Source organism: Telluria sp. AC161 (assembly GCF_979258535.1).
Window position 1 is genome coordinate 1,087,344 of record NZ_OZ409861.1, and the last position, 26,208, is coordinate 1,113,551.

19 protein-coding genes and 1 tRNA gene are annotated in these 26,208 nt (G+C 59.3%); 14 read left to right on the forward strand and 6 right to left on the reverse strand.

Annotated features, from left to right (window positions below; all coding sequences use genetic code 11):
* Positions 1 to 6 precede the first annotated feature (6 nt).
* The 3 genes from ACZ0AJ_RS04870 to ACZ0AJ_RS04880 form a co-directional block, all read right to left on the reverse strand.
* Positions 7 to 2,166, reverse strand: a complete 2,160-nt coding sequence (locus ACZ0AJ_RS04870) for a putative bifunctional diguanylate cyclase/phosphodiesterase (protein WP_499454056.1) — start codon at positions 2,164 to 2,166, stop codon at positions 7 to 9.
* A gap of 1 nt (position 2,167) precedes the next feature.
* Positions 2,168 to 5,038, reverse strand: a complete 2,871-nt coding sequence (locus tag ACZ0AJ_RS04875; RefSeq protein WP_499452962.1) for a hybrid sensor histidine kinase/response regulator — start codon at positions 5,036 to 5,038, stop codon at positions 2,168 to 2,170.
* Positions 5,039 to 5,478: 440 nt separating this feature from the next.
* Positions 5,479 to 6,114 carry an NAD(P)H-dependent oxidoreductase gene (locus tag ACZ0AJ_RS04880; protein ID WP_183550574.1) on the reverse strand — a complete coding sequence of 212 codons (636 nt, stop codon included), beginning with the start codon at positions 6,112 to 6,114 and terminating at the stop codon, positions 5,479 to 5,481.
* Between the two features lie 96 nt (positions 6,115 to 6,210).
* Here ACZ0AJ_RS04880 and ACZ0AJ_RS04885 point away from each other — a divergent pair, with 96 nt between their 5' ends.
* Positions 6,211 to 7,137 carry a LysR family transcriptional regulator gene (locus ACZ0AJ_RS04885; RefSeq protein WP_499454059.1) on the forward strand — a complete coding sequence of 309 codons (927 nt, stop codon included), beginning with the start codon at positions 6,211 to 6,213 and terminating at the stop codon, positions 7,135 to 7,137.
* Between the two features lie 127 nt (positions 7,138 to 7,264).
* Complete coding sequence (locus tag ACZ0AJ_RS04890) at positions 7,265 to 7,825, forward strand: GNAT family N-acetyltransferase (RefSeq protein WP_499452964.1); 561 nt, start codon at positions 7,265 to 7,267, stop codon at positions 7,823 to 7,825.
* Between the two features lie 164 nt (positions 7,826 to 7,989).
* Here ACZ0AJ_RS04890 and ACZ0AJ_RS04895 read toward each other — a convergent pair whose 3' ends face one another.
* Both ACZ0AJ_RS04895 and ACZ0AJ_RS04900 read right to left on the reverse strand, forming a co-directional pair.
* Positions 7,990 to 8,184, reverse strand: coding sequence for a YbdD/YjiX family protein (locus ACZ0AJ_RS04895; RefSeq protein ID WP_183550582.1), 195 nt, complete (start codon positions 8,182 to 8,184; stop codon positions 7,990 to 7,992).
* Positions 8,184 to 10,250, reverse strand: a complete 2,067-nt coding sequence (locus ACZ0AJ_RS04900) for a carbon starvation CstA family protein (RefSeq protein WP_499454062.1) — start codon at positions 10,248 to 10,250, stop codon at positions 8,184 to 8,186. Before ACZ0AJ_RS04900 ends, ACZ0AJ_RS04895 begins: the two co-directional genes overlap by 1 nt.
* A gap of 202 nt (positions 10,251 to 10,452) precedes the next feature.
* Here ACZ0AJ_RS04900 and ACZ0AJ_RS04905 point away from each other — a divergent pair, with 202 nt between their 5' ends.
* From ACZ0AJ_RS04905 to ACZ0AJ_RS04960, 12 genes are all read left to right on the forward strand, one after another.
* Positions 10,453 to 11,811 carry a cache domain-containing protein gene (locus ACZ0AJ_RS04905; protein ID WP_499452966.1) on the forward strand — a complete coding sequence of 453 codons (1,359 nt, stop codon included), beginning with the start codon at positions 10,453 to 10,455 and terminating at the stop codon, positions 11,809 to 11,811.
* A gap of 4 nt (positions 11,812 to 11,815) precedes the next feature.
* A complete protein-coding gene (locus ACZ0AJ_RS04910) occupies positions 11,816 to 12,448 on the forward strand; it encodes a response regulator transcription factor (protein WP_499452967.1) in 633 nt (210 codons plus the stop codon).
* Between the two features lie 79 nt (positions 12,449 to 12,527).
* Positions 12,528 to 13,706: an HDOD domain-containing protein gene (locus tag ACZ0AJ_RS04915; protein ID WP_499452968.1), complete on the forward strand. Its 1,179-nt coding sequence runs from the start codon at positions 12,528 to 12,530 to the stop codon at positions 13,704 to 13,706.
* Positions 13,699 to 15,762, forward strand: coding sequence for a putative bifunctional diguanylate cyclase/phosphodiesterase (locus ACZ0AJ_RS04920; RefSeq protein WP_499454065.1), 2,064 nt, complete (start codon positions 13,699 to 13,701; stop codon positions 15,760 to 15,762). The genes ACZ0AJ_RS04915 and ACZ0AJ_RS04920 overlap by 8 nt, the downstream gene beginning before the upstream one ends.
* A gap of 86 nt (positions 15,763 to 15,848) precedes the next feature.
* Positions 15,849 to 15,938 (forward strand) — tRNA-Ser (locus tag ACZ0AJ_RS04925).
* 173 nt (positions 15,939 to 16,111) lie between these two features.
* Positions 16,112 to 16,717, forward strand: coding sequence for a type IV toxin-antitoxin system AbiEi family antitoxin domain-containing protein (locus tag ACZ0AJ_RS04930; protein WP_499454067.1), 606 nt, complete (start codon positions 16,112 to 16,114; stop codon positions 16,715 to 16,717).
* A gap of 176 nt (positions 16,718 to 16,893) precedes the next feature.
* Positions 16,894 to 17,346: a DNA cytosine methyltransferase gene (locus ACZ0AJ_RS04935; RefSeq protein WP_499454069.1), complete on the forward strand. Its 453-nt coding sequence runs from the start codon at positions 16,894 to 16,896 to the stop codon at positions 17,344 to 17,346.
* Positions 17,339 to 18,082, forward strand: a complete 744-nt coding sequence (locus ACZ0AJ_RS04940; protein WP_499454071.1) for a DNA cytosine methyltransferase — start codon at positions 17,339 to 17,341, stop codon at positions 18,080 to 18,082. Before ACZ0AJ_RS04935 ends, ACZ0AJ_RS04940 begins: the two co-directional genes overlap by 8 nt.
* A complete protein-coding gene (locus tag ACZ0AJ_RS04945) occupies positions 18,079 to 19,083 on the forward strand; it encodes a phosphoribosyltransferase-like protein (RefSeq protein WP_499452970.1) in 1,005 nt (334 codons plus the stop codon). The genes ACZ0AJ_RS04940 and ACZ0AJ_RS04945 overlap by 4 nt, the downstream gene beginning before the upstream one ends.
* An 8-nt stretch (positions 19,084 to 19,091) precedes the next feature.
* Positions 19,092 to 21,146, forward strand: a complete 2,055-nt coding sequence (locus ACZ0AJ_RS04950) for an ORC-CDC6 family AAA ATPase (RefSeq protein ID WP_499452971.1) — start codon at positions 19,092 to 19,094, stop codon at positions 21,144 to 21,146.
* Positions 21,143 to 22,168, forward strand: a complete 1,026-nt coding sequence (locus ACZ0AJ_RS04955; protein WP_499452972.1) for a hypothetical protein — start codon at positions 21,143 to 21,145, stop codon at positions 22,166 to 22,168. Before ACZ0AJ_RS04950 ends, ACZ0AJ_RS04955 begins: the two co-directional genes overlap by 4 nt.
* Before the next feature lie 618 nt (positions 22,169 to 22,786).
* A complete protein-coding gene (locus ACZ0AJ_RS04960) occupies positions 22,787 to 24,430 on the forward strand; it encodes a methyl-accepting chemotaxis protein (protein ID WP_499452973.1) in 1,644 nt (547 codons plus the stop codon).
* Between the two features lie 29 nt (positions 24,431 to 24,459).
* On the opposite strand, the gene ACZ0AJ_RS04965 is transcribed toward ACZ0AJ_RS04960, so the two are convergent.
* Complete coding sequence (locus tag ACZ0AJ_RS04965; RefSeq protein ID WP_499454074.1) at positions 24,460 to 25,917, reverse strand: carboxylesterase/lipase family protein; 1,458 nt, start codon at positions 25,915 to 25,917, stop codon at positions 24,460 to 24,462.
* Positions 25,918 to 26,208 lie beyond the last annotated feature (291 nt).

Sequence of the window (26,208 nt, forward strand, 5' to 3'; positions counted from 1 at the left end):
CCGGCCTTACCTGGCCGGCAGCACCAGTTGTTGCACGACCTGCAGCAACTCGGTGATCGTCTCGGCGCCCGACGGGTGGCCGAGATAATAGCCCTGCACCATATCGCAGCCATATTCTTCTAGCAGCAGGAGCTGTTCGCCCGTCTCGACGCCTTCGGCCACCACGACCATTTTGAGGCCATGCGCCATCGCGATGATCGCGCGCGTGATAGCCGCGTTTTCGGAATCCTGCGGCAGCCCAGAGATGAAGCTGCGGTCGATTTTCAATGCGCGCACGTCGAAGCGCTTCAGGTAATTCATCGACGAATACCCGGTCCCGAAGTCGTCGATCGACAGGTGCACGCCGATATTGCGCAGGCGTTCGAGCGTGACCATCGTGGCGCGCGCATCGTCCATCAGCGTGCCCTCGGTGAGCTCGAGTTCGAGCAGGCGCGGCTCGAGCCCCGTGTCGAGCAGCGCCGAGAGCACGATCTGCGACAGGTTCTCGTCCTTGAACTGCTTGGCTGACAGGTTCACCGCGATGCGCAGCGTGCGCTGCGTCAGGCGCTGCCAGGTGCGCGCCTGGCGGCAGGCGGTGCGCAGCACCCATTCGCCGATCGGCACGATCAGGCCCGTTTCTTCGGCCAGCGGAATGAATTCGGTCGGCGCGATCAGGCCCCGTTCGGGGTGGCGCCAGCGCACCAGCGCTTCGACGCCGACGATCTCTGCGCTGCGCACGTCGCGCTGCGGCTGGTACACCAGATACAGCTCGTCGTTCTGCAGCGCGCGGCGCAGGCCGACTTCGAGCTTCACGTGGCTCATGATCTGCATCGTTAGCGAGGAGCTGTACAACTTGGCGTTGTTCTTGCCGCAGCTCTTGGCGTGGTACATCGCGGTATCGGCAAACTTGAGAAGCGAGACGCAATCGTCGCCGTCTTCCGGAAACAGCGAGATGCCGATGCTGGCCGTGACGAAGATCTCGTTGCCTTCGATGATGAACGAGCGCCGCATCGCTTCCTTCACCCGGTGCGCGACGTTGAGCGCATGCTCGACCCGCTCCAGGTCCGGGATCAGGATCGTGAATTCGTCGCCGCCCAGGCGCGCCAGGTTGCTGGCGCCGTCTTCGTTCATGTCGCCGCCATCGCCGCGCGAGACCAGGTCGCTCGGGCGCGTGGTGTCGCGCAGGCGCTCGGACACCATCTTGAGCAGCTGGTCGCCCGCATTGTGGCCAAGCGTGTCGTTGATGCGCTTGAACGCGTCGAGGTCCATGAACAGCACCGCGAACTTCTTGTTGCCGATCCGTGAGCGATGCAGCTCGCGTTCGAGCGTTTCCAGGAACGCCTGGCGGTTCGGGATCCCCGTCAGGCCGTCGCAATAGGCCAGGCGCCGGATCTGTTCTTCGGTGCGTTTGCGCTCGCTGATGTCGCGCACGAGACCCAGCACTTCGGACGAACTGGTAGCCACCAGCCGCGCCTCGAAATGCTGGGCCACGCCGGCGTCGACCAGCTCGTACTCGACCGAGCGCACCTGGTGCGTGGTGAGCACGGCTTTCATCTGCTCCAGCATGCGCCCGGCGATGTCGGGCGGCAGCGTCGCGGTCAGGTGTTTGCCGATGAAGCGGGCGCCGGTGCTGTCGGGCAGGTCCGGGCGGCTGGGTCCTCCTGGCCCCGGACGTTCGTGCCCCTGCTCGTAATCCAGATAGAAGCCATCGGCATTCAGGCGAAAGAAGGTATCGGGAATCGCTGCCAGCACGGCGCGGTTCTGGGCGTCGGCGATGCGCAGGCGGGCGATGGCGTCGCTGGCGCGCAGCACGTACAGCACGCGGTGCCCGAGGATCTGCCAGTTGATCGGCTTGGAGACGAAATCGGTCGCGCCCACTTCGTAGGCGTGGGTGACGGCTTCAATGTCGTCGCTGCCGGTCACCATGATGACCGGCACGCAGACGCCATCGCGTTCGGCAGCGCGGATGGCGCGGCAGGCAGCGAAACCGTCCATGCGCGGCATGTCGACGTCCATCAGGATCAGGTCGGGCTGGCCGGTGCGGGCCTGGTCGAGGGCCTCGATGCCGTCGCCGGCCTGGATCCCGTCCAGGCCAACCTGTGCCAGCATTTCGAGCATCAGCATCCGCATGACCGGATCGTCGTCGGCAACCAGGACCGTCACGCGCTGGGTGGGAACGGAAGGCATGTCAGGATTCCTTTTCAAGCGCTGCATGAAGCGACAGTCTTACCGCGCGAAATTCGCGTGCCAGGTCGGCCAGCAGCGGGCCGCCGCTGTCCACATTGCCGCTGCGTCCCAATTGTTCGAGTTCGCGGCACAGGCTCGAGAGGTGCGTGGCGCCGATATTGGCGCTGGCCGATTTCAGGCCGTGGGCCACGCGCCGCACGCTCTCGGCATCGCCTTCGCCCAGCGCCTGGCGTAGCGCATGCAAGTGGCGCGGTGTGTCGCCGACATAGGCGGCGATCACCTTATGCACCAGCGCGTCGCCGTCATCGCGGCTCAGCGCGCGGATATTCTCCAGGGCGGCGCGGTTGATCGGGTCGGCGCCTGGTTCGATTCGCGTGGGTGCAGGTGCGGTCGCCGGCTCAGGCCGGGCTGATGGCAGCGGCAGCGGCGTCGCCGGCGCGATCTCGACGACCGGCTCGTCGCCATGCTCGCGCGCCGACAGCAGCGGCATCGCGATCCAGCGGCCGATGACGGTGGCCAGCTGCTGCTGGGTGAAGGGCTTGGACAGGTAATCGTCCATGCCCGCCGCCAGGCAGGCTTCGCGGTCGCCCTGCAGCGCGTTGGCGGTGATCGCAATCACGGGCAGGCCACGCTGGCGGCCCATTTCGCGCTCGTGGCGCCGGATCTCGCCGGTGGCCGCAAAGCCGTCCATCACCGGCATCTGGCAATCCATCAGCACCGCATCCCAGCGGCCTTCGTGCACCGCGCGCAGCGCTTCCTGGCCGTTTTTCGCGCAGCCCGTTTCGAGGCCCAGGCTTTCCAGCATCGCGCGGGCGACTTCGACGTTGACCGGGTTGTCCTCAGCCAGCAGCACGCGCCGCGCGCGTTTGACCGGATGCTGCGTGTGCTCCTGGGCGCTGCCTTCGGCCGGCGGCGCGGCCGGCCTTTGCAGGCGCGCCGCGCGCACTGCCAGGCACGCATACAGATCGGCCGCGCGCGCCGGTTTGACCAGCTGGTACGCCACGCCCGCTTCGCGCCGCTGTACCGGATCGGCGGCCAGCCGTTCGGGGCTGAGCAGCACCAGGTGCGTGTCGCGCGCAAGCGGTTCGGCGCGCACTGCGGCGGCCAGGGCCAGGCCGCTGGTCCCGCGCAGTTCCATGTCCAGCACCGCGGCATCGTAGGGCCGGCCAGCGCGGGCCGCGTTGACCAGCCGCTCGAACGCGAGCGCGCCACCGACGTCGTCGCACTGCGCATGCCACGCGGTCAGCTGCTGCACCAGCGCCTTGCGGCTGGCATCCTGCTCGTCGACGACCAGCACGCGCAGGCCATCGAGTGTGTTGAGGTGATGGCCGGGCGCGTCCGGGTCGACGCGGTGCTTGTCGAAGCTGACCGTGAACCAGAAGACCGAGCCGCGCTGCTGTGCATTCTCGACGCCGATGGCGCCGTTCATCAGTTCGACGATCTGCTTTGAAATCGCCAGCCCCAGACCGGTGCCGCCGTACTTGCGGGTGGTGGAGTCGTCGGCCTGCGAGAAGGCATTGAACAGGCGCGCCCGTGCTTCGCGCGAAATGCCGATGCCGGTGTCGTGCACCTCGAAGCGCAGCACGACCTGTTGCGGGTCTTCTCCCGCCACGCGCACGCGCGCCAGGATGCGGCCATCGTCGGTGAACTTGAGCGCGTTGCCCAGCAGGTTGGCCAGGATCTGGCGCAGCCGGTTCGGATCGCCGCAGATCGCCACCGGGATATCATTGGCGATGTCGAAGTCGCACGCCAGGCCCTTGGCCGCGGCTTGCGGCGTGTAGACCTTGTGGATCTCGTCGAGCAGGTCCCACAGGTTGAAGTTGATGTACTCGATCGTGAGCTTGCCGGCTTCGATCTTGGAAAAATCGAGGATGTCGTTGATGATCACCAGAAGGTGCTCGCCTGAGCGTTTCACCAGCTGCGTGTAGTTGCGCTGGGCGTCGGTCAGCGACGTGGCCAGCAGCATGTCGGTCATGCCCAGCACGCCGTTCATCGGGGTGCGGATCTCGTGGCTCATCGTGGCCAGAAAGCCGCTCTTGGCGCGGCTGGCCGCTTCGGCCGCATTCTTGGCTTTCTCGAGCTGCTCGGTGCGCACGCCGACCTGGCGTTCGAGCTCGTCGCGGTGGTGCAGCAGGGCGGCGCCGCGCTCTTCGATCTGTGCCAGCATGCCGTTGAAGCTGTCGATCAGCACGCCCAGTTCATCGCTGCGCGTGTGCGGGATGCGCAGGCCGTAGTTCTGGCTGGCCGAGACCTTGTGCGCGGCCTGGATCAGCTTGGTGATCGGCTCGGCGATGCTGTGCTTGAGGCGCCCGGCCAGTACCAGCGACACAAGCAGCGCCGCGCCCATCGCCAGCCCGATCACGCCAAGGCTGGTGGCGATGTCGAGCCACATCGGCAACAGGTCGGCTTCGATCATCACCGCGCCCACCACCAGTTCGCCGTGCCGCACTGCCTGCACCACGCGCATGTGGCGCGCCAGCAGCGCCTGGCCGCCGCGGTTGATCCGCTCGAGCGTGCCGGCCTCGATGTCGTCCAGCGGCGCGAGGGCGGCGGCCTGGCGCCCAGGCGTATGGTAGGTGGCGATGGGCTGGCCGAAACGGTCGTACAGCACGGCGGCCGAGACGCTCTGGCGGGCTTCGAGGGCCGAGAGCGTCGCGCCGGCCTGCTTGCGGTCGACCAGCATGAGGTCGCCGGCGCAGGCCGCGCCGATGACGCGCGCGAACGCCGTCAGTTGCGCGGCTTCGGCACGCCGGTGATTGTGGATGGAGGTGACGGCAAACGCGCCGAACACGAACAGCAACGCCGTCGCGGTCGAGAGCAGCGAGATGATGGTCAGCTTCCGGTTCAGGCTCGAGCGCTCGAAGTTCGGCATCGCAATTCCCGCAGTGGGCACAGCGGCATGGACCTGCACGACGCGGATCCTCCGCGCGGGCAAGAGCCCGCAGGAAAAAAATATACGGGGTAGGGGCGTGCGCGGCTTTGCGTGAACGCAAAGGGGGCGGGCGAACCGGGTTCGTGTTGCAAACACGCCCAACTTGAAAGGGAGCGCGTAGATTGGGTGCTGAAGGCTGGATGGACTGATCCGGACAGCGACGTCTAAGCCCCATTCGGCAAAAATGTAACTAACCAACGGTGATGATCGTGACCAGCGAAAAGCGGCGATCAGGGCCGGGCCCTGCCCATGGCGCCTCATGGTCGGACGCAGAGGGCAGAGGCGATGCTGGGATAGTGAGTCATTCCCCTGATCATGACTGGGGAGAAGGGCGGCGTGCGGAGATCGACGCCGCCCGGGAGGTTACGGCAAAACGGGAATCAGTCGATTTCGCTGACGAACTGGTCGAGCGGGCGTCGCACTTTCGCCAGGCCTGCCAGCCAGTCATCTTCGGCCTTGCGGTAGCCCAGCGGCAGAATGACCACGCTACGCAGGTGGCGTTCGCCGAGGTTCAGGATGCTGTCGACAGCGGCCGGATCGAAGCCTTCCATCGGCGTGCAATCGACTTCCTCGAAGGCTGCGGCGATCATCGCCGCACTGAAGCCGATGTAGGCCTGGCGCGCCGCGTGCTCGAAGTTCACCTGTGCATCGCGGCCTGGGTAGGTTGACAGCAGTTGCTGGCGATAGGCTTCCCAGCCTTCGTTGCGGAAACCGCGCACTTCGTTGGTCAGGTCGAACATGTGGTTAATGCGCTCGGGCGTGTAGTTGTCCCAGGCCGCAAACACCATCAGGTGCGAGGCATCGACCACCTGCGCCTGGTTCCAGGCGACGTCCTTGATCTTGGCGCGCAGCGCCTGATTCTTCACGATCAGGATTTCATAGGGCTGCAGGCCGGACGACGTCGGCGCCAGGCGCGCCGCTTCGATGATCCGATCGATCTTCTCCTGCGGCACCTGACGGGTCGGGTCCATCGCCTTGGTGGCATAGCGCCAGTTCAGTTTGTCGAGCAATTCCATGTGAATCCTTTCAGATAAAAGATTCACCATTGTATTTTTTCTCAGCAGATAGATAAACTACGATTCTGGCAAATGATTTGTTCTTGAGGAAGCAAGATGGCGAGAAAGTTTGATCACCTGGCTGATGTGGAGGTGTTTCTGAGCGTCGTGGAACACGGTTCATTCAGCGCAGCGGCGGTCGTGCTGTCGACCACGCCGTCGGTGCTGAGCCGGGCCCTGTCGCGACTCGAAGCACGGCTCGGCACACAGCTCTTGCGCCGGACCACGCGCAGCCTCAGCCTCACCGACGCCGGCCAGCGCTACGCCAACGAGGCACGCGACGCCTTCGCCCGCCTCGGGCAGGCAGAGCAGGCGATGCGCAGCACGACGGCGCAACTGAGCGGCAAGGTCCGCATGAGCGTGTCCACCGGCTACGGCCAGCAGCGCCTGCCACCGATACTGGCGGCCTACGCGCGCGCCTATCCGCTGGTCGAGCTGGACGTCGATATCACCAACCGCAATGTGGATCTGGTGGCCGAGGGATTCGACCTGGCGATCCGCTCCGGCCCGCTGCCCAGCAGCACGATGGCGTCGCGTCAGCTGGAAGCATCGCCCCTGTGCCTGCTGGCATCCCCGGCCTATCTGGAGACCGCCGGATCGCTGGCAACGCTCGAGGATCTGGCGCGCCAGCAGTGCATCGCCTTTGTCCGGCCCAACACCGGACGAGTATTCCCCTGGCAGCTGCGGGACGGCGGGCGCGACATCGACTGGATCCCGCCGGCGTCGGTGATGGTCTCAACCGACGCGATGGGCGTCATCTGGCTGGCCGAGCAGGGGATGGGGATCGCATTGTGTCCGCGCCTGTTTGCCGAAACCAGCCTGGCAGCGGGACAGCTGGTGGAGATATTGCCGCAGCTAAGTGGCCGCACACGCGCATTCTCGGTCGTCTACCCGGCCCACCGGGGCCTGTCGGCAGCATCACGTGCGCTGATCGACATGCTGGTGGCAGCGCACGACCGTTCAAAAAGCCGGGGTCAGGTCTGACATTTGGACACGGGCTCTTCTTTAGTCCGTTCATAGCCAGGGTCAGGTCTGACATTCGGACACGGACTCTTCCTTAGTCCGTTCACAACGTCTTTCATAAACAGGCTATTGTTGAACTCGTGTCCGAATGTCAGACCTGACCCCGGCTGTGATTCTGGTTGCTGGTCAGGCCAAGCGGCAACATTCATTCTCAAATACTGGAGCAAATGTGCATAACGAATTACCCGCTACATCTTCCAGCGTCCGGGTCCGTCAGGCCAGCCTCGCGGATCTTGATTTGCTCGTTCCGATGTTTGACCAATATCGTCAGTTTTACGACCGGGACAGCAGCCTCGCCGCAGTGCGAACGTTCCTGGCAGAGCGTTTAACGAATGGTGATTCGGTCTTGTTTCTCGCGCAGGATGGCGAGGAGGCGCTTGGATTTACTCAGCTGTATCCGAGCTTTTCATCCGTATCAATGGCCCGAACTTTTATACTCAACGATCTGTTTGTCGCAGAAAATGCTCGCCGCCGCGGTGTCGGCAAGGCGCTGATCGACGCTGCGATACGGCACGGCAAGGCGACCGGTGCGATCCGCTTGGGCTTATCCACCGCAACAGCCAATGAAACCGCACAGGCGCTGTATCAGGAAACTGGCTGGGTACGCGAAGAAGCCTTTGTAGCGTACAACCTTGGCCTGCTCAACTGAGGGAGCCTCAGACCTCTCGCGTTCTGCCAGCGCTGGTTCGCAAGGCTTGACCGGGTTCTTGGTAGCACCCCCTCGGTCATGAAAAAACCCCAAAAGTTGACATTCAACTTTTGGGGTTTTCAGTTCACGCGGCGTCGTCTTGACGACGCCCAGCTGCTACAGGCTCAGCAGCACGAAGCCCGACTCCCCCCGTACCGCGCCTCCTGGCGCTCACGGAAGAATTCCTCGTACGTCATCGCCGGCTCGTCCGGATGCGTACGCTCCATATGCGCCAGGTACGTGTCGTACTCGGGCAGGCCGACCATCAGGCGCAGCGACTGCCCGAGGTAACTGCCGGCCTGCTTCAGGGTGCCGAACATCAGGTCACCTGCGATGCGGGCATGGCGACGTACGGCGACTCTTTTGCGGTCGCGCCATTCGCCTTGCGGGCATCCATCACCGTGCGCAGGCCATAGAACAGCACGGCCAGCACGACGAAGATGAAGAAGCCGGCCAGGCTGGCGTTGACGTAGTCGTTGAAGATGATCCGTTCCATCTCGACGATCGACTTGGCCGGTGCCAGGATCGTGCCAGCGTCGTGCGCGGCCTGGTACTTGTTGGCGTGCGCCACGAAGCCGATGCGCGGGTCGTCGTGGAAGATCTTCTGGTAGCCCGCCGTCAGCGTACAGGCCAGCAGCCACACGGTCGGCAGCGCAGTGACCCACGCGTACTGGCCGCGCTTCATCTTGAACAGGACGCAGGTGCCGAGCATCAGCGCAATACCGGCCAGCATCTGGTTGGCGATGCCGAACAGCGGCCACAAGGTGTTGATGCCGCCCAGCGGATCGACCACGCCCTGGTACAGGAAGTAACCCCAGGCCGCGACGCACAGGCCGGTGGCCAGCAGGTTGGCCGGCAGCGAATCGGTGCGCTTGAGCGATGGTGCGAACGCGCCCAGCAAATCTTGCAGCATGAAGCGGCCGGCGCGGGTGCCCGCATCCACCGCGGTCAGAATGAACAGTGCCTCGAACAGGATCGCGAAGTGGTACCAGAACGCCATCATGGTCTGGCCACCGACCAGGTTCGACAGGATGTGGGCCATGCCCACTGCCAGCGTCGGTGCGCCACCAGCGCGCGAGATGATCGTGTGCTCGCCGACGTCACGGGCCATTTGCTCCAGCGCTTCCGGCGTGATCACGAAGCCCATCTGCGAGACGGCAGCGGCGGCCGATTGCGCCGTGGTGCCCAGCAGGGCGGCCGGGCTGTTCATGGCGAAGTAGACGCCCGGGTCGATGGTCGACGCGGCGATCAGCGCCATCATGGCGACAAAACTTTCCATCAGCATGCCGCCGTAGCCGATGAAGCGCGCCTGCGTTTCATTTTCCAGCATCTTCGGCGTGGTGCCCGAGGCGATCAGCGCGTGGAAGCCCGACACGGCGCCGCAGGCAATCGTGATGAACAGGAACGGGAAGATGCCGCCCGACCAGACCGGGCCCGAACCATCGACGAACTTCGTCACCGCTGGCATGCGCAGGTCCGGTGCAACGACCAGGATACCGATTGCCAGCGCGAGGATGGTGCCAATCTTGAGGAAGGTCGACAGGTAGTCGCGTGGCGCCAGCAGCAGCCACACGGGAATCACGGCGGCGACAAAGCCGTAGCCGATCAGCATCCAGGTCAGTTCGGTGCCGGTGAAGGTGAACATCGGGCCCCAGACTGGCGAATCGTGCACCCACTGGCCGCCGATGATGGCGAGCATCAGCAACACGAAGCCGATCAGCGAAATCTCGCCGATGCGCCCGACCCGCACATAGCGCGAGTAGATGCCCATGAACAGCGCGATCGGGATCGTGGCCATCACGGTGAAGGTGCCCCACGGCGAACCGGTGAGCGCTTTCACGACGATCAGCGCCAGCACGGCCAGAATGATCACCATGATCATGAAGGTGCCGAGCAGCGCGATCATGCCGGGGATTTCGCCCATTTCGGATTTGATCAGGTCACCGAGCGAACGGCCGTCGCGGCGCGTGGACATGAACAGGACGATGAAATCCTGCACCGCGCCGGCGAACACGACGCCGGCCAGAATCCACATCATGCCGGGCAGGTAACCCATCTGCGCAGCAAGCACGGGGCCGACCAGCGGGCCGGCGCCGGCAATCGCGGCGAAGTGGTGACCGAACAAAACGTTCTTGTTGGTCGGCACGTAATCAAGGCCGTCGTTGAACTTGTGGGCGGGTGTCTGGCGAGTGGCGTCGAGCCCCAGCACCTTGTTGGCGATGAACTTCGAGTAGAAGCGGTAAGCGATGAGATAGACGCAGCCGGCGGCCGCGACGATCCAGATGGCATTGATGGTTTCACCGCGTTTAAGCGCGATGTAGCCGAGCGAAAACGCGCCCAGGATGGACAAGGCGATCCATCCGAGCATGCTCGTCATTTTCTTCATTGGTGACTCCTCCGATATGGATTGATGCTTCGTACGCCAGTACATGCCGGCGCGATTCTTTACAGCATGGCAATGAGTATCTTGCACAAATATCAGGACTGCAAGCGCAACTATTACGCAGAAGCTACGTACCACTACGTAGGACGCATGCCCGTAACGCACGTAAAATGCCTTGCTTTCCCCATCAGAAGGCAGTCGGCCCATGCGGCTCAAGCAAAAAGTCATCATGCTGGCGGTCGCGCCGCTGGTCGTGGCCCTGTGCGCGATTACCCTCTATGTCCGCCAGCAAGCTGTCACTCTCGCGCAACAGCAGCGCGACACGATCGGCAGCGCCTACCTGGCCAGCAAGGAGGCCGAGCTGCGCCACTACGTCGAACTCGCCACGCGCTCGATTGCGCACCTGACCCAGAGCGGGCGCAGCGACCCGGCCACGCAGGCCGAGGCAATCCGCATCCTGTCGTCGCTGAGCTACGGCGGCGACGGTTACTTTTTTGTGTATGACACGCGCGGCAAGAACCTCGCGCATCCGCGCCAGCCCGAACTGGTCGGCACCGACATGTGGAACTGGCGCGACTCGACCGGCTCACTCACCATCCAGCGCCTGATCGGACTGGCCCAAGGCGGTGGCGGCTTCCTGCGCTACACGTGGGCCAAGCCGTCGAGCAAGACGGCGGCGCCCAAGCTCGGCTACGTGGTGCCGGTCGCGCACTGGGGCTGGGTCATGGGCACCGGCATTTATCTCGACGATGTCGAGGCGGCGCTCGAACTGGTCGAGGCCCAGCAGTCGCGCAACAGCGACCAGACGCTGCTGTGGATGGCCGTGCTGGCCACGCTGGCGACAATCGGCGTGGCCGGTGGCGGGCTGGCGCTGAACATCAGCGAAGGGCGCCTGGCCGACGCCAAGCTGCGCGCGCTGGCCCAGCGCGTGGTGGAGTCGCAGGAAGAAGAACGGGCGCGCCTGTCGCGCGACCTGCACGACGGGATCAGCCAGGCGCTGGTGTCGGTCAAGCTGCAGCTGGAGGCGGGCATCATCCGCCTCGACGGCGATGCCGGCAAGCGCGAGCAGGCGCGCGCCGGCCTGGAACGCACCGTCGACCAGGTCAACACGGTGCTGGGCGAAGTGCGCCGCATCTCGCACGACCTGCGCCCGACGCTGCTCGACGACATGGGCCTGGCGCCGGCGTTGGAATACCTGGCCCGCGAATTCGGCGAGGACGCCGGCACGCCGGTGCGCTTTCGCGCCGTCGGCGCCGTGGATGCGTTGCCCGACATGGTCGGCACGGTGCTGTTTCGCATCGCGCAAGAGGCGCTGACCAATGTCGAGCGCCACGCCCAGGCGGGCACCATCGAGCTCTCGCTCGAGCGCGTGGCCAACCGCGTCAGCCTGTCGATTGCCGACGATGGCGTGGGCTTCGACACCGACGACGTGGCCGTGCACCCGAAGCGGGGCATCGGCTTGAGGAATATGATGGAACGGATGGAAGCGATCGGCGGACGCCTGTCGGTCGATTCGACGTCCAGCGGCACCAGCGTGGTGGCCAGCATCGACTTGAAGGAGTAGGGCAGTGAACGGTGAAACGAAAGAAGTGAAGATTCTGCTGGTGGACGACCACCCTTTAGTGCGCGACGGTCTGCGCGCGCGGCTCGAGTCGGCGCCGCACCTGAACGTCGTGGCCGAAGCCGGTTCGAGCGCCGAGGCGCTCGAGCGCGCCGGCGAATACCATCCCGATTTGGTACTAATGGACGTGAACATGCGCGGCGGCAGTGGTATCGAAGCCACGTTCCAGCTTACGGCGCGTTTTCCCGGCATTGCGGTCCTGATGTTGTCAATGCACGACAAACCGGAATACGTCAGCCAGGCGATGGGCGCCGGTGCCCGCGGTTACGTGCTCAAGGATGCGCCGGGCAAGGACATCGTGCTGGCCATCGACACCGTCATGGGCGGCGGCATTTATTACAGCGCTGCACTGGCGCGCCAGCTGGCCAATCCGGCCGCCCCGAGTGATCAGCTCACGGCGCGCGAGCACGAAGTACTGGGGCATATCGCCGCCGGCCAGTCGAACAAGCAGATCGCGCGCGACCTCGATCTGTCGGTGCGCACGGTCGAAACGCACCGTCTGAATATCAAGCGCAAGCTGGGTATCGAAGGCCAGGCAGAGCTGATCCGGTTCGCGGTCCAGCGCGCCGGTGGTAACTGATGGTCAATACGGGCTGTCCGGTAGGAAACTTCGATTTGCTTTATGGCATTCGGTGCAATAAGATTGCCTGGATACTACTTTGAAACTTTCCATGGCAGAGCAGGAAACATATCCGCTGGTGGCAATCGAGCCGGTCGCGAATGCGCAAAATGAATGGGTCGCGCTCAACGTGCGCCTGGCGCCGGGCGCTGACCTGCCGCAGCGCCTGCACACGGTGTTCGGCACACCCGACCTGTTGGCCGCTGTCGCGCCGCTCGACTGCCTGCTGACGCTGGACGACCCGCTCCATTTGACCGCCGAGGTGCTGGTGCTGTTGCCCGCCGATCGCGTCGGTTTCGTGGTCGACGCGAACGCGCTGGCCACCGATGGTGTGGCGCAAAAGCTCGTCGAACTGCATGCCTGTGGTTACCGTATCTGGCTGGACGGCGACATTCCCGACGGCGTCACCGCGCCGCCCGCGCTGCGCTCGGTCGCGCGCAACTGCCGCGTCGCCCCATTGCCGCCCGGCCGCCTGGTGGCCCTGTTCGCCCCGCACATCGCTTACGGCGTCGACAGCGCGCGCCGCTTCTTCGGTTGCGAGATCGCGGGCTTTGACTGGTTCATCGGCGACTATGCCTACGATCCGGACATCGCGCCGTCGCCCGACGACGACGGCAGTTCGCGCCGCCGCATCCTCACGCTGCTCGGTCTGCTGGCGCGCGACGCCGACTCGTGCGAGCTCGAAGAACAAGTCAAGCAGGATCCGGCACTGGCCTACAACCTTCTCAAACTGGTCAATTCGGCCGCGTTCACCGTCACCACGCAAATAACCAGCTTCGCGCAAGCGATCACGGTGCTCGGCCGGCGCCAGTTGCAGCGCTGGCTGCAACTGCTGCTGTACGCGCGCCAGCAACCGGATGGCTTGCCCAACCTGCTGCTACCGCTGGCCGCGCGCCGCGGCGCCCAGCTCGAAGCGCTCGCACGCCTGCAGGGCGACGACCGCGATGCGCAGGACCTCGCCTTCATGACCGGCGTGTTCTCGTTGCTTGACCGGCTGCTGCACATGCCGATGTCCGAGATCGCGGGCGACCTGTACTTGCCCGAGGACGTCTATGGCGCACTCGTCAACCACAGCGGCCAGCTGGGCGCGTGGCTCGAACTGGTCGACGCCAATCCGACCGAGACGGTGCTGCAGGCCGCCGGCGTGAGCCTGGAGCACTGGTGGAGCAGCCAGCTGCACGCCTACCACTGGGCAATCGAGGTGGGCCGCAATGTCTGACGTACGCGAACTGGCCCCGACCGCTTTCGTCCAGGGCACGAGCGCCGTCTGCGACGCCGTCCTGCGCCTGCGCGGCGACGCGCTGGTGCTGGAACTGAGCCGCCTGGTGCGCACCCTGACGGGCAGCGCGCAGGGCCGCTTTGTCCCCGGCCCGGGCCTGGTCGATCCGGGCGTGCCCGGCGGGCGCGTGCTGCGCCATGCGGTGGCCGTGGGCCTCGAGCAATTCGGCTGGTATGAAGTGAGCGGCTTTAACGACCATGCCGAGGCCAGCGCGCACGCGCTCGCCGCGCTCGCGCAACTGACGGCAAGCCTGATGCAGATGCACTCGCTGGCGCAGCGCTCGACCCACGCCTACGCCCAGATGGAAGCGCAACTGGCGCACCAGTCGCAGATCCTCGACCAGATCCACGAGTCGGTGCTGACGATGGACCAGATGGGCTACATCACCAGCTGGAACCGGGGCGCTGAACGCCTGTTCGGGTACACATCGTTCGAAGCGGTAGGCCGCAACATCCTGTTCTTGTACGCCGATGAAGACCTGGGCGACGAGGAGGGCGGCGCGCTGCCTGACCTGTTCGCCGAGCACGGCGGGCGCATGATGGAGGTGAAACGTCGCAAGAAGTCGGGCGACATCTTCTGGGCCAGCCTGTCGCTCTCGCCACTGCGCGACCTGGCCGGCCGCCCGAACGGCCTGATCGCCTACCTGACCGACATCACCGAGCGCAAGCAGGCCGAAGAGCAGCTGCACCATCTGGCCTACTACGACGAACTGACCGGCCTGCCGAACCGCACGCTGTTCGCGCGCCTGGTCGACCAGGCCCTGATGGTGGCGCAGCGCAACGAGACGGCCGGCTGCATCCTGTTCATCGACCTGAACCGCTTCAAGCGCATCAACGACACGCTGGGCCGGCGCATCGGCGACGAACTGCTCAAGCAGGTCGGCCAGCGCTTCAAGGCCACGCTGCGCGACGAAGATCTGGTGGCGCGCCTGTCGGGCGACGAATACGCAGTGGGCCTGGCCGACGTGCGCCAGCACTTCGAAGCCACCACGGTGGCGCAAAAGCTCCAGGCCGCGCTCGACGCGCCTTTCATGATTGCCGGCCACGACCTGCGCGTGGGCGCCAGCATCGGCATCAGCGTCTACCCGCAGGATGGCAACGACGCCGAAACGCTGCTGGCGCTAGCCGACATCGCAATGGAACGGGCCAAGGGCGACGACGCCAACCCGGACCGCAGCGTCGCGTTCTACAGCCAGGACATGAACAAGGGCATGCAGGAGCGCATGCGCATCGAATCCGGCCTGCGCCATGCGCTGGGCAATGGCGAGCTGGTGCTGTACTACCAGCCGAAGTTCGAAATCGCCAGCGGTCGCCTGGTGGGCGCGGAAGCGCTGGTGCGCTGGATGCATCCCGAGCGCGGCATCGTGCCACCCGGCGAATTCATCCCGCTGGCCGAAACCACGGGCCTGATCGTGCAGGTGGGCGAGTGGGTGCTGGAAGAAGCCTGCGCGCAGGCGTCGATCTGGCAACGTTCGGGCATCGCCCCGTTCCGCGTCGCGGTGAACGTGTCGGCCCGCGAATTCACGCCATCGCTGCCGGAGCGCGTGGCCACCACGCTGCGGCGCTATCAGCTCGATCCGTCGTGGCTGGAGCTGGAGATCACCGAGAGCACGCTGATGCACGACGTGGATCGCGTGACGGCGATCATGGACCAGATCACGGCGCTGGGCGTGTCGCTGTCGCTGGACGATTTTGGGACCGGGTTCTCGAGCCTGTCGTATCTGAAGCGGTTCCCGATTCATACTTTGAAGATCGACCGGTCGTTTACGATGGGGATACCGGCGGATGGGAGTGACTGCGCGATTGCGGGGACGATCATCAGCATGGCAAGGCAGTTGTGTTTGCGTGTGATTGCGGAGGGTGTCGAGACGCTGGATCAGCTGGCGTTCTTGCGCGGCGCTGGATGTGACGAGGTGCAGGGGTATTTGTATGCGGCGCCGTTGCCGGCGTATGCGTTCGAGAAGGCGTTGCGGGAGAACTGGGCATTGGTAGGGTGAGAGGGAGATCGTGCGTGAGCGCCACTGTCTTGCCTGGCTCAGAACTCCCTCATCCGGCCTATGATTATGTATAATGCCGTGCAACAGGAAGCGTGGCCGAGTGGTTGAAGGCAGCAGTCTTGAAAACTGCCGACGGTGTGAGCCGTTCGTGAGTTCGAATCTCACCGCTTCCGCCAAGGATACTAAGCAATAGCCCCACATGCTGGGGCTTTTTTTCGTCTTCTCATCGAGGGAATTTCAACGTTGCAGTTCGCAGTCCTCCTGTCCAGTCGAGTAATCATATTGAGAAGCAATGCACAATATGTCGGCAAATATGGATAAGTGCCGATCTTTTGTATAGACTGGCCACATGAGCGAATCAGCTGAACGAATTCTTGCACTTGCAAAGTCCAAAGGCATACTGCGTACACGAGATGTCGACATTGCCGGTGCACCGCGCGCGCTGCTCGCCTCGCTGGCCGACGACGGGCGGTTGCTCAAACTCGGCCGCGGGCTGTATACGCTGCCCGACCGGGCTGCGTCGGAGCACGAAAGCTTTGCTGAAGTAGCTGCACGCAGCGAAAGCGGGGTGCTGTGCCTGCTTTCCGCGCTGCGTTTTCATGATTTGACCACGCAGCAGTCGTCCGACATCTGGCTCGCCATCCCACACAAGGCTCGTGCTCCGCGCTTCGATTATCCGCCGCTCCGGATCATCCGCATGTCGGGGTTGGCAATGACCGAGGGCGTCGAGATTGTAGACGTTGGTGGTGCCGAGGTACGCGTATTCAACGTCGCGAAGACGGTTGCTGATTGCTTCAAATTCCGCAACAAGATCGGCCTCGACGTAGCGCTCGAGGCCTTGCGCGAAGCCTGGAACGATAAGCGTGCGAAGATGGACGACCTGTGGCGCTATGCCGAGATCTGCCGGGTAGCGAATGTCATGAGACCGTATCTGGAAACAGTGGGGAGATTATGAAAGTCGACCCTACACTCTTCTAGGAGCTAATATTACGGTTGTAGAGGAGTTGCAATGGGTACAGAGATCGAGAAATTGAGGTAAAATATTGAGTAAAAAAACTTTTATCTTCCCATATTCTGACTGCAGTTAGTGTCCTCGACCCCGAAATAGATACAGGTTTACTGTAAATTAAAATGTTTTACAACTCGGCTCCCAAATATCTAAGTCTATTTTCAGGTTGTGGCGGACTTGACTTGGGTTTCTCAGACGCAGGATTTGAAGGTGTCCTTAGTGTTGATATTGATGACGCTGCGCTACTGGTTCATTCAGCCAATTTCAAACATCCAGTAAGCAAACTTGACCTTACAAAAGAACTACCCCGTTTAGATCCTGCGGTCGAGATAGACGTTCTATTGGCAGGATCGCCATGCCAAGGTTTCTCGACAGCAGGATTGCGAAAGGTCGATGACCCAAGGAATTCATTGCTTTTTGTGGCTGCTCAAGTTTCGTCCAAGATGAAGCCAAAAGTCGTTGTTGCTGAAAATGTGCCAGGTGCTTTATCAGGGGAACATAAAAAATACTGGACAGCATTGCATGAGCAACTTAGGGCACAAGGGTATAGCACCCAAGAATCTGCATGTGAATAGCGCCGACTTTGGGGTTGCACAACGACGTAAACGTATCTTCCTTATTGCCTGGCGTACTGGTGTCGTAAGTGATTTTCAAATGAAAAAGCTGCCTCCTATATCTCTTGGGGATGTTCTTGGTAATTTGACCGGTCTTGCGAATCATCAGCCAATACTTCTCGATAAAAATTCGGACGACTATAAAATTGCGAGAAGAATTGGCCAGGGTCAAAAGCTGACCAATTCGAGAGGTGGTGATCGAGTTATACACACGTGGGACATTCCTGAAGTCTTTGGAATTACAACTGTGATGGAACGTGTTTTATTATGCAACGTTCTAAAACTGCGTCGACAGGTTCGCCGTCGTGATTTTGGGGATGCCGACCCAGTTTGTACAAAATTGCTAACAAGTATATATGGGGGGGATGTAGTTCAAAGTCTAGTTCATAAAAACTATCTTCGGCAGGTGGGGGATTATCATGACTTAACGAACACATTTAATGGAAAATTTCGGCGTCTTGAGCTTCAAAGTCCGAGCCGAACTGTAGATACCAGATTTGGTGACTTCAGATTGTTTCTACACCCACTGGAAAATAGGGGTTTTACGGTCCGTGAAGCAGCAAGAATTCAAGGTTTTCCAGATAATTTCTCGTTCGCCGGTAGTCTCACTCAACAATTTAGGATGATCGGAAATGCAGTTCCGCCTCCCCTTGCTTACAGCGTCGCACAACTAGTCACGTCGTTTTTGAATAAATGAGTATATCAATTGAATCTCTTGTTCAAGGCTGGGGAGATAACGAATCTGCAGCTTTGCGATTAAGAATTACCAATCTCGAAAAGTGGCTTTATCACACATATGAGCCTGACAAATTCGGAGATGGTGATTTTGAGCAGCGCTTAGAGCGTTGGATTAATAATGTTGCGTCCGATGATGAGAGGCGGACGCTTTTCAAACTTATTACCGAAATTTTCTATATTGGGCCAGTAGAGTTTGAAGAACTTTACAGGTGTGCATATCAAGGACCTATAGCCCGTTGGTTAATTGACGTGGAAGCCATTGACATCAGTTCAGTAGATTCCCATCTTCGACTTATTGAAGCCGCAAGTAGAACATGGTTCTGCCCAGTATCTGACAGCTTCAGAGTGAATGCATTTTTTCATATAAACAATTTGGCCGCAGGAGCGAGTCTGCGACCTGATTGGCGCTCGCTATACGAACTTGGCGATCCAAAAAAGATAGCTGAGTACGTAAGGCGTAGTGGCATTACAAGGCTAGTATTGTTGGAAGATTTTGTTGGCGGTGGTTCACAAGCCATCGAGGCTGTTGAATTCGCAACGAAGATACCCGGATTGCAGGTATTATTTGTCCCACTTGTGATATGCCCTGATGGAGTATCACGAATGCGAGTTACCGAAGAAAATATATGTTACGCGCGTCCCGGAGCCTTTAAGTACGAAGCTGTTATGGAGCTTCCATCTACAGCTTTCTTAACGCCCAGTCAAAGTCCATTCACCAATAACGGTCCATTTACAGACGCAGTTCGGAAGTTACTGAATGATACGTATCCGCAGGTTGGTGGTGGGCTACTTCCAGGTCCTCTAAAGCCATATCATCCCTATGGATATCCTCATCACAAACCTACTGGTGGATTGGTAGTTATGTACAGCAACACTCCTGATAATACTCTGCCAATAATTCATTGGCGTCCCAAGAGTAAATCTTGGAGTCCATTGTTTCCGAGGCACAGCCGCGACTAGAGGTATATATGGCGAGTAATCCTTTTCATGATCTTTATCTAAGCGAAGCTATTTCTGAAGATGATTTGGTGCGTTTTTTTAGCCCAATTATTGTAGAGCATTCAGGAGTGGTATTCGAGTCTGGCAATGTAATCATCCGTGGTCTACAAGGGACCGGGAAGACGATGTTGCTAAATCTGCTGCGCCCTGAGTTACGATTGGCATACAGGCGTGCGAATGTACAATTTCCTGTGCCTCCGCGTGCTTCTCAGTTCATCGGAGCAGGGATTAATTTAAGAAAATGCGGAATCCTTGAATTTGCTCAGTTAATAGACAAAGGAATAACACCTAAAGAGTTTCAGGAGCTGGCTCTTCTATTTGCTGATTTTTTCAATTATTGGGTGGTTTCTGATCTTATTGATTCAATTTGCCTCTTTTATGAAGCAGGGGACGCAGACTTAAAAAGTGAGATTGGACTTAAAGGTAGTTACGAAAGGTTAGATGACTTCGCGCGAAAGCTTTCTACCGATGATTGTTGGTTCGGAGCGTTAGATGGCGTAGATGATTTGAATTCTCTCAAATCAAAAATTAGCGAAAGAATTGCAAATTATCGCAGATATTTAAATCTTAATGTCGATGAGTTGCCGTTGTCGATTACCGAGACGAAAACAGTAATCGGCGACCCAATACTTAAAGCAGTAGATGCCCTTCGCCAAACGGACGTTATCGATGAAAAGACAAAAATTTTTGTTCGTATTGATCAATATGAACAATTAACGACCCTTAACGTTCTAGGAACTCAATATGGAACTATCTGTCAGGAGCTTATCCATAAAGCGTTAGGCGCGCGTGATGGTAGAGTATCCTATCGGATTGGTACTCGTACGCATGGGTGGGACGAGAGGCCTGCGATTTATCGCACAAATGATGTGCTAGAACGCAAGCGTGACTTCGACATTCACGATATGGACGAAATTTTCCGACGTCGTGAGAATCGGGCCACATGGCGATTTCCTGAGTTTGCTCAGGATATTTTTCTCCGAAGAATTAAGGGCAGCGAGTATATGGAAGGAGGTGTTGTTCCTTCAATGGGTATCGTTCTTGGTAAAAGTCTGACCGCGACTTCGCGTGCTGACGCGTATGTCTCTAATCCCGAAAGTCGACGTCGATTGATTGAAGTTGCAGTTTTGGGTTTGCCGTCCGAAACACCCGGGAATTGGATCGAATATGTGAAGCGATTATCAGCAGAAGACATACTTTCAGCTTGGCTCGCTAGTGCTTGGATTAGGCAAAAGATTGTTCCAAAAAAAGGCGCAATATCAAATGTGCAGCCTCCAAGTGATGGTTCTTTACCTTGGACCGACAAACCATATTGGCAGAAAGAGCGTGTTCAACTTGCTTTAATGCAGTTGGCATCAGCTAATCGGCAAGCGCCAATGTGGAGCGGAGAGGGGGATGTATTAAGTTTAAGCGATGGACAAATTTTACTATTTCTGTTTATTGTCCAACATATATGGGATGCTTGGCTTCGCGAACGACGGGGCGGAAAATTCAATGACTTCAGTTTTCCAATTAGGCAAGAGGTGCAGAGCCAAGGCGTTCGAGAAGCCAGTAGCGAATGGCGTTCGAAACAGACTGAAGGACCGAACGCATTTAAAAGAAAAACTTTTGTCGATGCCTTGGGTGAGCGTCTGTATGTCAGTTTGACCAATGATAAGTCCATGTCAAATCCCGGTGCAAACGGGTTTTCGATTGAAAATGGCGACCTATTGGCCAACGTAGAGATCAGGGACTTTTTGATGGATGCGGTTAGTTATGGAGACCTAGTGCAAGCGGAACACACGTCAAAAAAGAAAGGTGAACGCCGTACAAAATATTATCTGACGCCAATATTGAGTCCGTATTTTCGTATTCCTAGTGTTCACACTAAAGAGCCAGAATATGTTACCGCAAAAGAAATATCAGGTTGGATGCAAGGAACCTCGGCTGCACTGACCGCCAAACAAATCGAGCGGAAAGCTCTCAAGATTGACGAAGTGCAAGAGAATAAACAAAAAAGTTTGTGGGACGACAATATTTTATGATCAATGGAGCTTTTCGGCCTTGGGGTAAGCTGCAATGGCTTCTCGGTTCCCCGTCCCTGCAGAATCTGGAATGGTTTCTCATTGGTGTCATCTCAACGCAAGATCGTTGTCTGTCGACTTTGCGCCATGGAAACTCAACCTTTAAGCTCTGTCATGCGGCGTTTTTGGAAATTGTCGACGAGCCATCTCAGTTTTCGAATCTGAGTGAAATTCGTCGCGATCAAAATAGAAGAATTTTTGAGATAGAAACTAATTTTTTAGCCCGAGAAAATCATGTGTTTGGGATTTTTGATCCGATAAGATCGCTAAAGCGGCTGGTTGATAGTTGGTTGGCAAGTGGCAAAGCCGGAAACGTAATTTTGGATGTATCTACATTGCCAGAGAGATTTCTTTTCCCGATATTGCGCTGGCTAATAGCCTCCCAAGTTGTCGAAAATCTAGTAGTAACCTGTATGATTCCTGAGAAATATACTCATGAGGATCTAGCATTCGATGCCCAAGATGCCAGTCATTTACCTACATTTGCGAATGATCCAGCACAAACGGAAAAAACTATAAAACAGGTAATTGTTGGAGTTGGTTTTCTGCCATTCAGTTTGCCTGATTGGCTCAAGAAAACTTATTCCAACCCCAGATCGAGGATATCACTAATATTTCCGTTTCCATCAAATCCCGACAACGTGAGAAAAGGTTGGGAATTTGTTAGACGGGTAGATGCCAATGTAAGTTTGAATGATGATCGTCAGATATCGCGGGTTGCAGCGTATGATATATCTGGTTGCTTTGATCGAATTAACTTAATTACATCAAATGGAAGTTCTCCTGCTGTATATGCTCCGTTCGGACCTAAGGCGCATTCGGTCGCGATGTGCCTCCAAGCCTTGAGGACCGGTGCTGAAGCATATTTTGCACATCCATCTTATTATCACCCAGAATACAGTACGGGTATTCGATTGAATAACAATTCGCCTGATGGGAATGCGTACGCAATTAAGCTGTCTGGAAATAGTTTGTACCTATGAGAGCGCTTGATCGAAATAGAAGTAAATAATTTATTAACTGAGTAATTTTCGAAAATTATTGTACGGTTTGGATGCAGATAGCGCGATTGGGTAAGTGAAAAAATATTTAATCAAGGCACTCATGTGCGGACAGTCGTCATTCTTTTGGATCCCGCAGCATATAGCTAGCATCATCTAATCTGGGTTTAATCAGATAATCTTACTTATAGGCGAAATACCTTGAAGTGATGCAGTTTGAAATTTATAGCTGTTGGACGAGGCCATGACGTCGTTCGATTGTACAAAAGTTGCTAGGCATCGGACTTGAACTTTAGACAAGTGTCCCCCGACGCAAATCGGGCTACACTGGAATCAGTATAGGTCGATATCTTCTAACTAAGCGTTTGATAGAATTTGGCACCTGCAAATCTGAAAAAATAATTCTGTCACCAAGGCGAGTCCTGTTGGAGCACTGCCTTCGACGACTTCCAATCCTAAGTTGTTGTTTGGCCTCTTGCCCAAACAACAACTGTAAATATTGTCAGACGAAAAGCCATGTTTCTTTTTCGAAATCTGGCTGAAGTGCGTGGATAATCGACCCCCTCAGCGACATCGCTTGCGCCCCACTTCCCATCCATCATGAAAAACTTCAGCATCAAGTACGTGATCGCCGCCGTCATCGGCTTGCTTATCCTTGCCGTGATCACCGTCGGCGCCCTTGGCTACCACGCCACGCAGCGCTCCGTTGACCTCCTCGAAAACCTCGCGCTCACCACGGCCAACCAGCAGATCGGCATGTCCGACCTGAAAATGCGCATGGAAACCAACCGCAGCCATATCCTGCAGGCGCTGCAGCACAATCCTGAAAACAAGCACGCGTCGCTGCACAACCACCCGTTGACGTTCCACAGCGATTTCATCGCCAAGAACAGCGAAGAGATGCGCAAGGAGCAGCAGGAGCTGCAGGCGAGTTTGCGCTTCCCCGAAACGCGCGAGCGTTTTGCTGCATGGATGACGGCCAGCGACAATCTGGGCATCGACATGATCGGCAATGCCATGCGCGCGATTCAATCCGGTCAGTGGGATGACGCCAACCTGATGCTCGGCAAGCAGATCAACCCGACCTACAACAAGTCGACCGAGGCATTTGCGGCACTGCAGAAGCTGATGAGCGAGCGCAACATCCGCCAGGGCAAGGAACTGCACCAGGAACTCGCCGTGCTCAACACGGTCGTGATTGCCGCCATCGTCGTGGCGATCCTGCTTAGCATCGGCGCCGCGTTCTACCTGGTCAGTGCGATCAATACGCCGCTGATGCAGGCCGTGGCCGTGGCACGCCGTGTTGCCGATGGCGACCTGAGTGTCCAGGCGCCGGTCAAGTCGACCAATGAATTCGGCCAGCTGCTGGCTGCCTTGCGTGACATGACCGCATCGCTGGCCGGCATCGTCAAGGATGTGCGCAGTGAAAGTGAAGTGATTGCCACGGCGTCGACCCAGATCGCTGCCGGCAATATGGACCTGTCGGCGCGTACCGAGCAGCAGGCCAGCGCGATCGAAGAGACGGCTGCATCCGTCGAAGAGCTGACCAGCACCGTGCGCCAGAATGCAGAAAATGCACGTCAGGCCAATGAGCTGGCGGCATCGGCCACGCAGATCGCCACCCGTGGTGGTTCAGTCGTGACCGAAGTCGTGGGTACCATGGGCGAGATCAATGCGTCGGCACGCAAGATCGTCGATATCATCGGCGTCATCGATGGCATCGCGTTCCAGACCAATATCCTGGCGCTCAATGCAGCAGTCGAAGCAGCGCGTGCCGGTGAACAGGGCCGCGGCTTTGCCGTCGTTGCGAGCGAAGTGCGCAATCTGGCGCAGCGTTCGGCCAGCGCCGCCAAGGAAATCAAGGAACTCATCGGCGACTCGGTCAGCAAGGTGGATGCGGGCACGCGCCTGGTCGACCAGGCCGGTGCAACGATGGAAGAAATTTTGCAGAGCGTGCGCCGGGTGGCGGGCATCATGGGTGAGATCAGTGTGGCCAGCGCCGAGCAGAGCTCGGGCATCGAGCAGATTCACCACGCGATCAGCCAGATGGATCAGGTGACGCAGCAGAACGCCGCCCTCGTCGAGGAAGCTGCCAGCGCTGCCACCTCGTTGCAGGAAAGCGCTGCCGGGCTGGCCGATCGCGTCAGTGTGTTCAAGGTCGCGCCGGCCGCCGTGTCAGCCCCGGTGCAAGCCGTGACGACGCGCCGCCCGAACGCGATTACGTTCCAGGCGCAACTGGCCTGATGTAAATCCGAGCGCCAGAAACTGGCGCTTCAGCGACGCTCGCCAGCCTTGGCGGGCGTCGTTTGCGCCGCATCGATGTCGGCGCCCCAGGCATCCTTGCCCATCACTGCGGTTCCGTTGGCGGTGAAGTCCATGATGGCGTCGGCCGCACGCGCATAGCGTTCCCACGTTGGCAGTCCGGCCCCGTTCGGATCCCCGCGCTTCGCAAAATTCACCATATACGTACTCATCGTCTTGCCCATGCCAAGATCGCGGGCCGTCGCCTGCGCGCCGTACTTGATCGCCACTGTGTCGAAGAAGAACGGAATATCGGTCGCATGCCCGGCGCCAGCGCCCGGTTTTTCATTTGCCTGGTGCACGTACGAAAAGCGGTACGCATACACGGGCGCGCCGTGCCCGGCCAGCGTCGCTGCAAGGCTGCGCGCACCGGCCACCATATACCCGGTCTTGCCGCCGATATCGGCGCTGGTCGCACCGATCATCACCGGCACCTTGTGCATGCGGCCTTCGGCAAACGCGGCGCGTGAATCGATGGCCAGCTTGCCGTCGACATATGGCCCGTGGTACGTCGGCTTGTCGCGCTGCATGAAGTTGGCCAGGTTCAAACCGTCGGCGATTGCGTCTGCCGGCAGCGCCCGCAGTTTCTCCAGCGCTTTTGGATCGTCCGCCGCGATGCCCTTGCCGGCGGCGAAATTCACGCCAATGCGTTCGATGTCCGCCAGCGGCGTCGGCGCCGTCCCGCCATCGCCGCCCGACATGACCACTGCCTTGGCAAACAAGCTCTTGCTCATTGGCGAAGTCAGCAGCGTATTGACCGACATGCCGCCCGCCGATTCACCGGCGATCGTGACATTCGCCGGATCGCCGCCAAACGCCGCCACATTGCGCTTGACCCATTCCAGCGCCGCGAGTTGGTCCATGAAGCCGTAGTTGCCAACCACGCCTTTAGTGCCGCTGGTGCCCGTCTCGCGCGTCAGCTGTGGATGGGCAAAGAAACCAAAGCGCCCGATGCGGTAATTGAAGCTGACGACAAGCGCGCCCTGTTTCGCGAGTTCAGCGCCGGAATAGGTTGGGGGCGACGCGCCCCCGTTGACGAAGCCGCCGCCATAGATCCAGACGATCACGGGAAGTGGGCCCTTGGCATCGGCCGGCTTCCAGACGTTCAAGTACAGGCAGTCTTCGCTTGGCGTTGTGCCCAGCGGTGCGGCGTCGCTGGGGAAGGGCACTTGCATGCAATCGGCCGCGTAGGCGGTGGCCTGCCGCACGCCCGGCCACGGCTTGGCGGGTACTGGCGGGCGCCAGCGCAGCGTGCCCACCGGCGGGGCGGCGAACGGGATCCCTTTCCAGCTGGCGATGCCTGCATCGCTCGAGCCTGCCACCTTGCCCGTGTCGACGGTAATCACCGGTGCGTCTGGCGATGCGGTTGCGCCAGAGGCGGCCACGATGAGCGACATGGCAAGCAGGGGAGGAAGGGAACGATGCAACATGAATGGGCCTCTTGATCGGTGGTTGAACGGTTGTCGGTAATAGTACGCGAGCAGCCAGCGCACCGGCGGTACCCGAGCGCAGCCAGGGTTCGGGTGCCATCGCAGCGTAAAGATAGTCAGTGCCCCCTATCTCCGTTACAGTGTTGCAATTCATCCAAAATAGCGGCCTGGAAATGTATTTCCACGGCGCATCTGAATTAATCCGAATTCACTCCCGGTTTCGGCGCTATCATGATGAGCTATTACCCGTTTGCTAATACCGCACATGCAAGGTTTGCTCTGTAGATTTCG

Excerpts from the sequence above, each read along its gene's own strand:
- ACZ0AJ_RS04870 (WP_499454056.1), bottom strand. The coding sequence starts at position 2,166 with ATGCCTTCCGTTCCCACCCAGCGCGTGACGGTCCTGGTTGCCGACGAC.
- ACZ0AJ_RS04875 (WP_499452962.1), bottom strand. The coding sequence starts at position 5,038 with ATGCCGAACTTCGAGCGCTCGAGCCTGAACCGGAAGCTGACCATCATC.
- ACZ0AJ_RS04880 (WP_183550574.1), bottom strand. The coding sequence starts at position 6,114 with ATGGAATTGCTCGACAAACTGAACTGGCGCTATGCCACCAAGGCGATG.
- ACZ0AJ_RS04885 (WP_499454059.1), top strand. The coding sequence starts at position 6,211 with ATGGCGAGAAAGTTTGATCACCTGGCTGATGTGGAGGTGTTTCTGAGC.
- ACZ0AJ_RS04890 (WP_499452964.1), top strand. The coding sequence starts at position 7,265 with ATGTCAGACCTGACCCCGGCTGTGATTCTGGTTGCTGGTCAGGCCAAG.
- ACZ0AJ_RS04895 (WP_183550582.1), bottom strand. The coding sequence starts at position 8,184 with ATGTTCGGCACCCTGAAGCAGGCCGGCAGTTACCTCGGGCAGTCGCTG.
- ACZ0AJ_RS04900 (WP_499454062.1), bottom strand. The coding sequence starts at position 10,250 with ATGAAGAAAATGACGAGCATGCTCGGATGGATCGCCTTGTCCATCCTG.
- ACZ0AJ_RS04905 (WP_499452966.1), top strand. The coding sequence starts at position 10,453 with ATGCGGCTCAAGCAAAAAGTCATCATGCTGGCGGTCGCGCCGCTGGTC.
- ACZ0AJ_RS04920 (WP_499454065.1), top strand. The coding sequence starts at position 13,699 with ATGTCTGACGTACGCGAACTGGCCCCGACCGCTTTCGTCCAGGGCACG.
- ACZ0AJ_RS04930 (WP_499454067.1), top strand. The coding sequence starts at position 16,112 with ATGAGCGAATCAGCTGAACGAATTCTTGCACTTGCAAAGTCCAAAGGC.
- ACZ0AJ_RS04935 (WP_499454069.1), top strand. The coding sequence starts at position 16,894 with ATGTTTTACAACTCGGCTCCCAAATATCTAAGTCTATTTTCAGGTTGT.
- ACZ0AJ_RS04945 (WP_499452970.1), top strand. The coding sequence starts at position 18,079 with ATGAGTATATCAATTGAATCTCTTGTTCAAGGCTGGGGAGATAACGAA.
- ACZ0AJ_RS04950 (WP_499452971.1), top strand. The coding sequence starts at position 19,092 with ATGGCGAGTAATCCTTTTCATGATCTTTATCTAAGCGAAGCTATTTCT.
- ACZ0AJ_RS04955 (WP_499452972.1), top strand. The coding sequence starts at position 21,143 with ATGATCAATGGAGCTTTTCGGCCTTGGGGTAAGCTGCAATGGCTTCTC.
- ACZ0AJ_RS04960 (WP_499452973.1), top strand. The coding sequence starts at position 22,787 with ATGAAAAACTTCAGCATCAAGTACGTGATCGCCGCCGTCATCGGCTTG.
- ACZ0AJ_RS04965 (WP_499454074.1), bottom strand. The coding sequence starts at position 25,917 with ATGTTGCATCGTTCCCTTCCTCCCCTGCTTGCCATGTCGCTCATCGTG.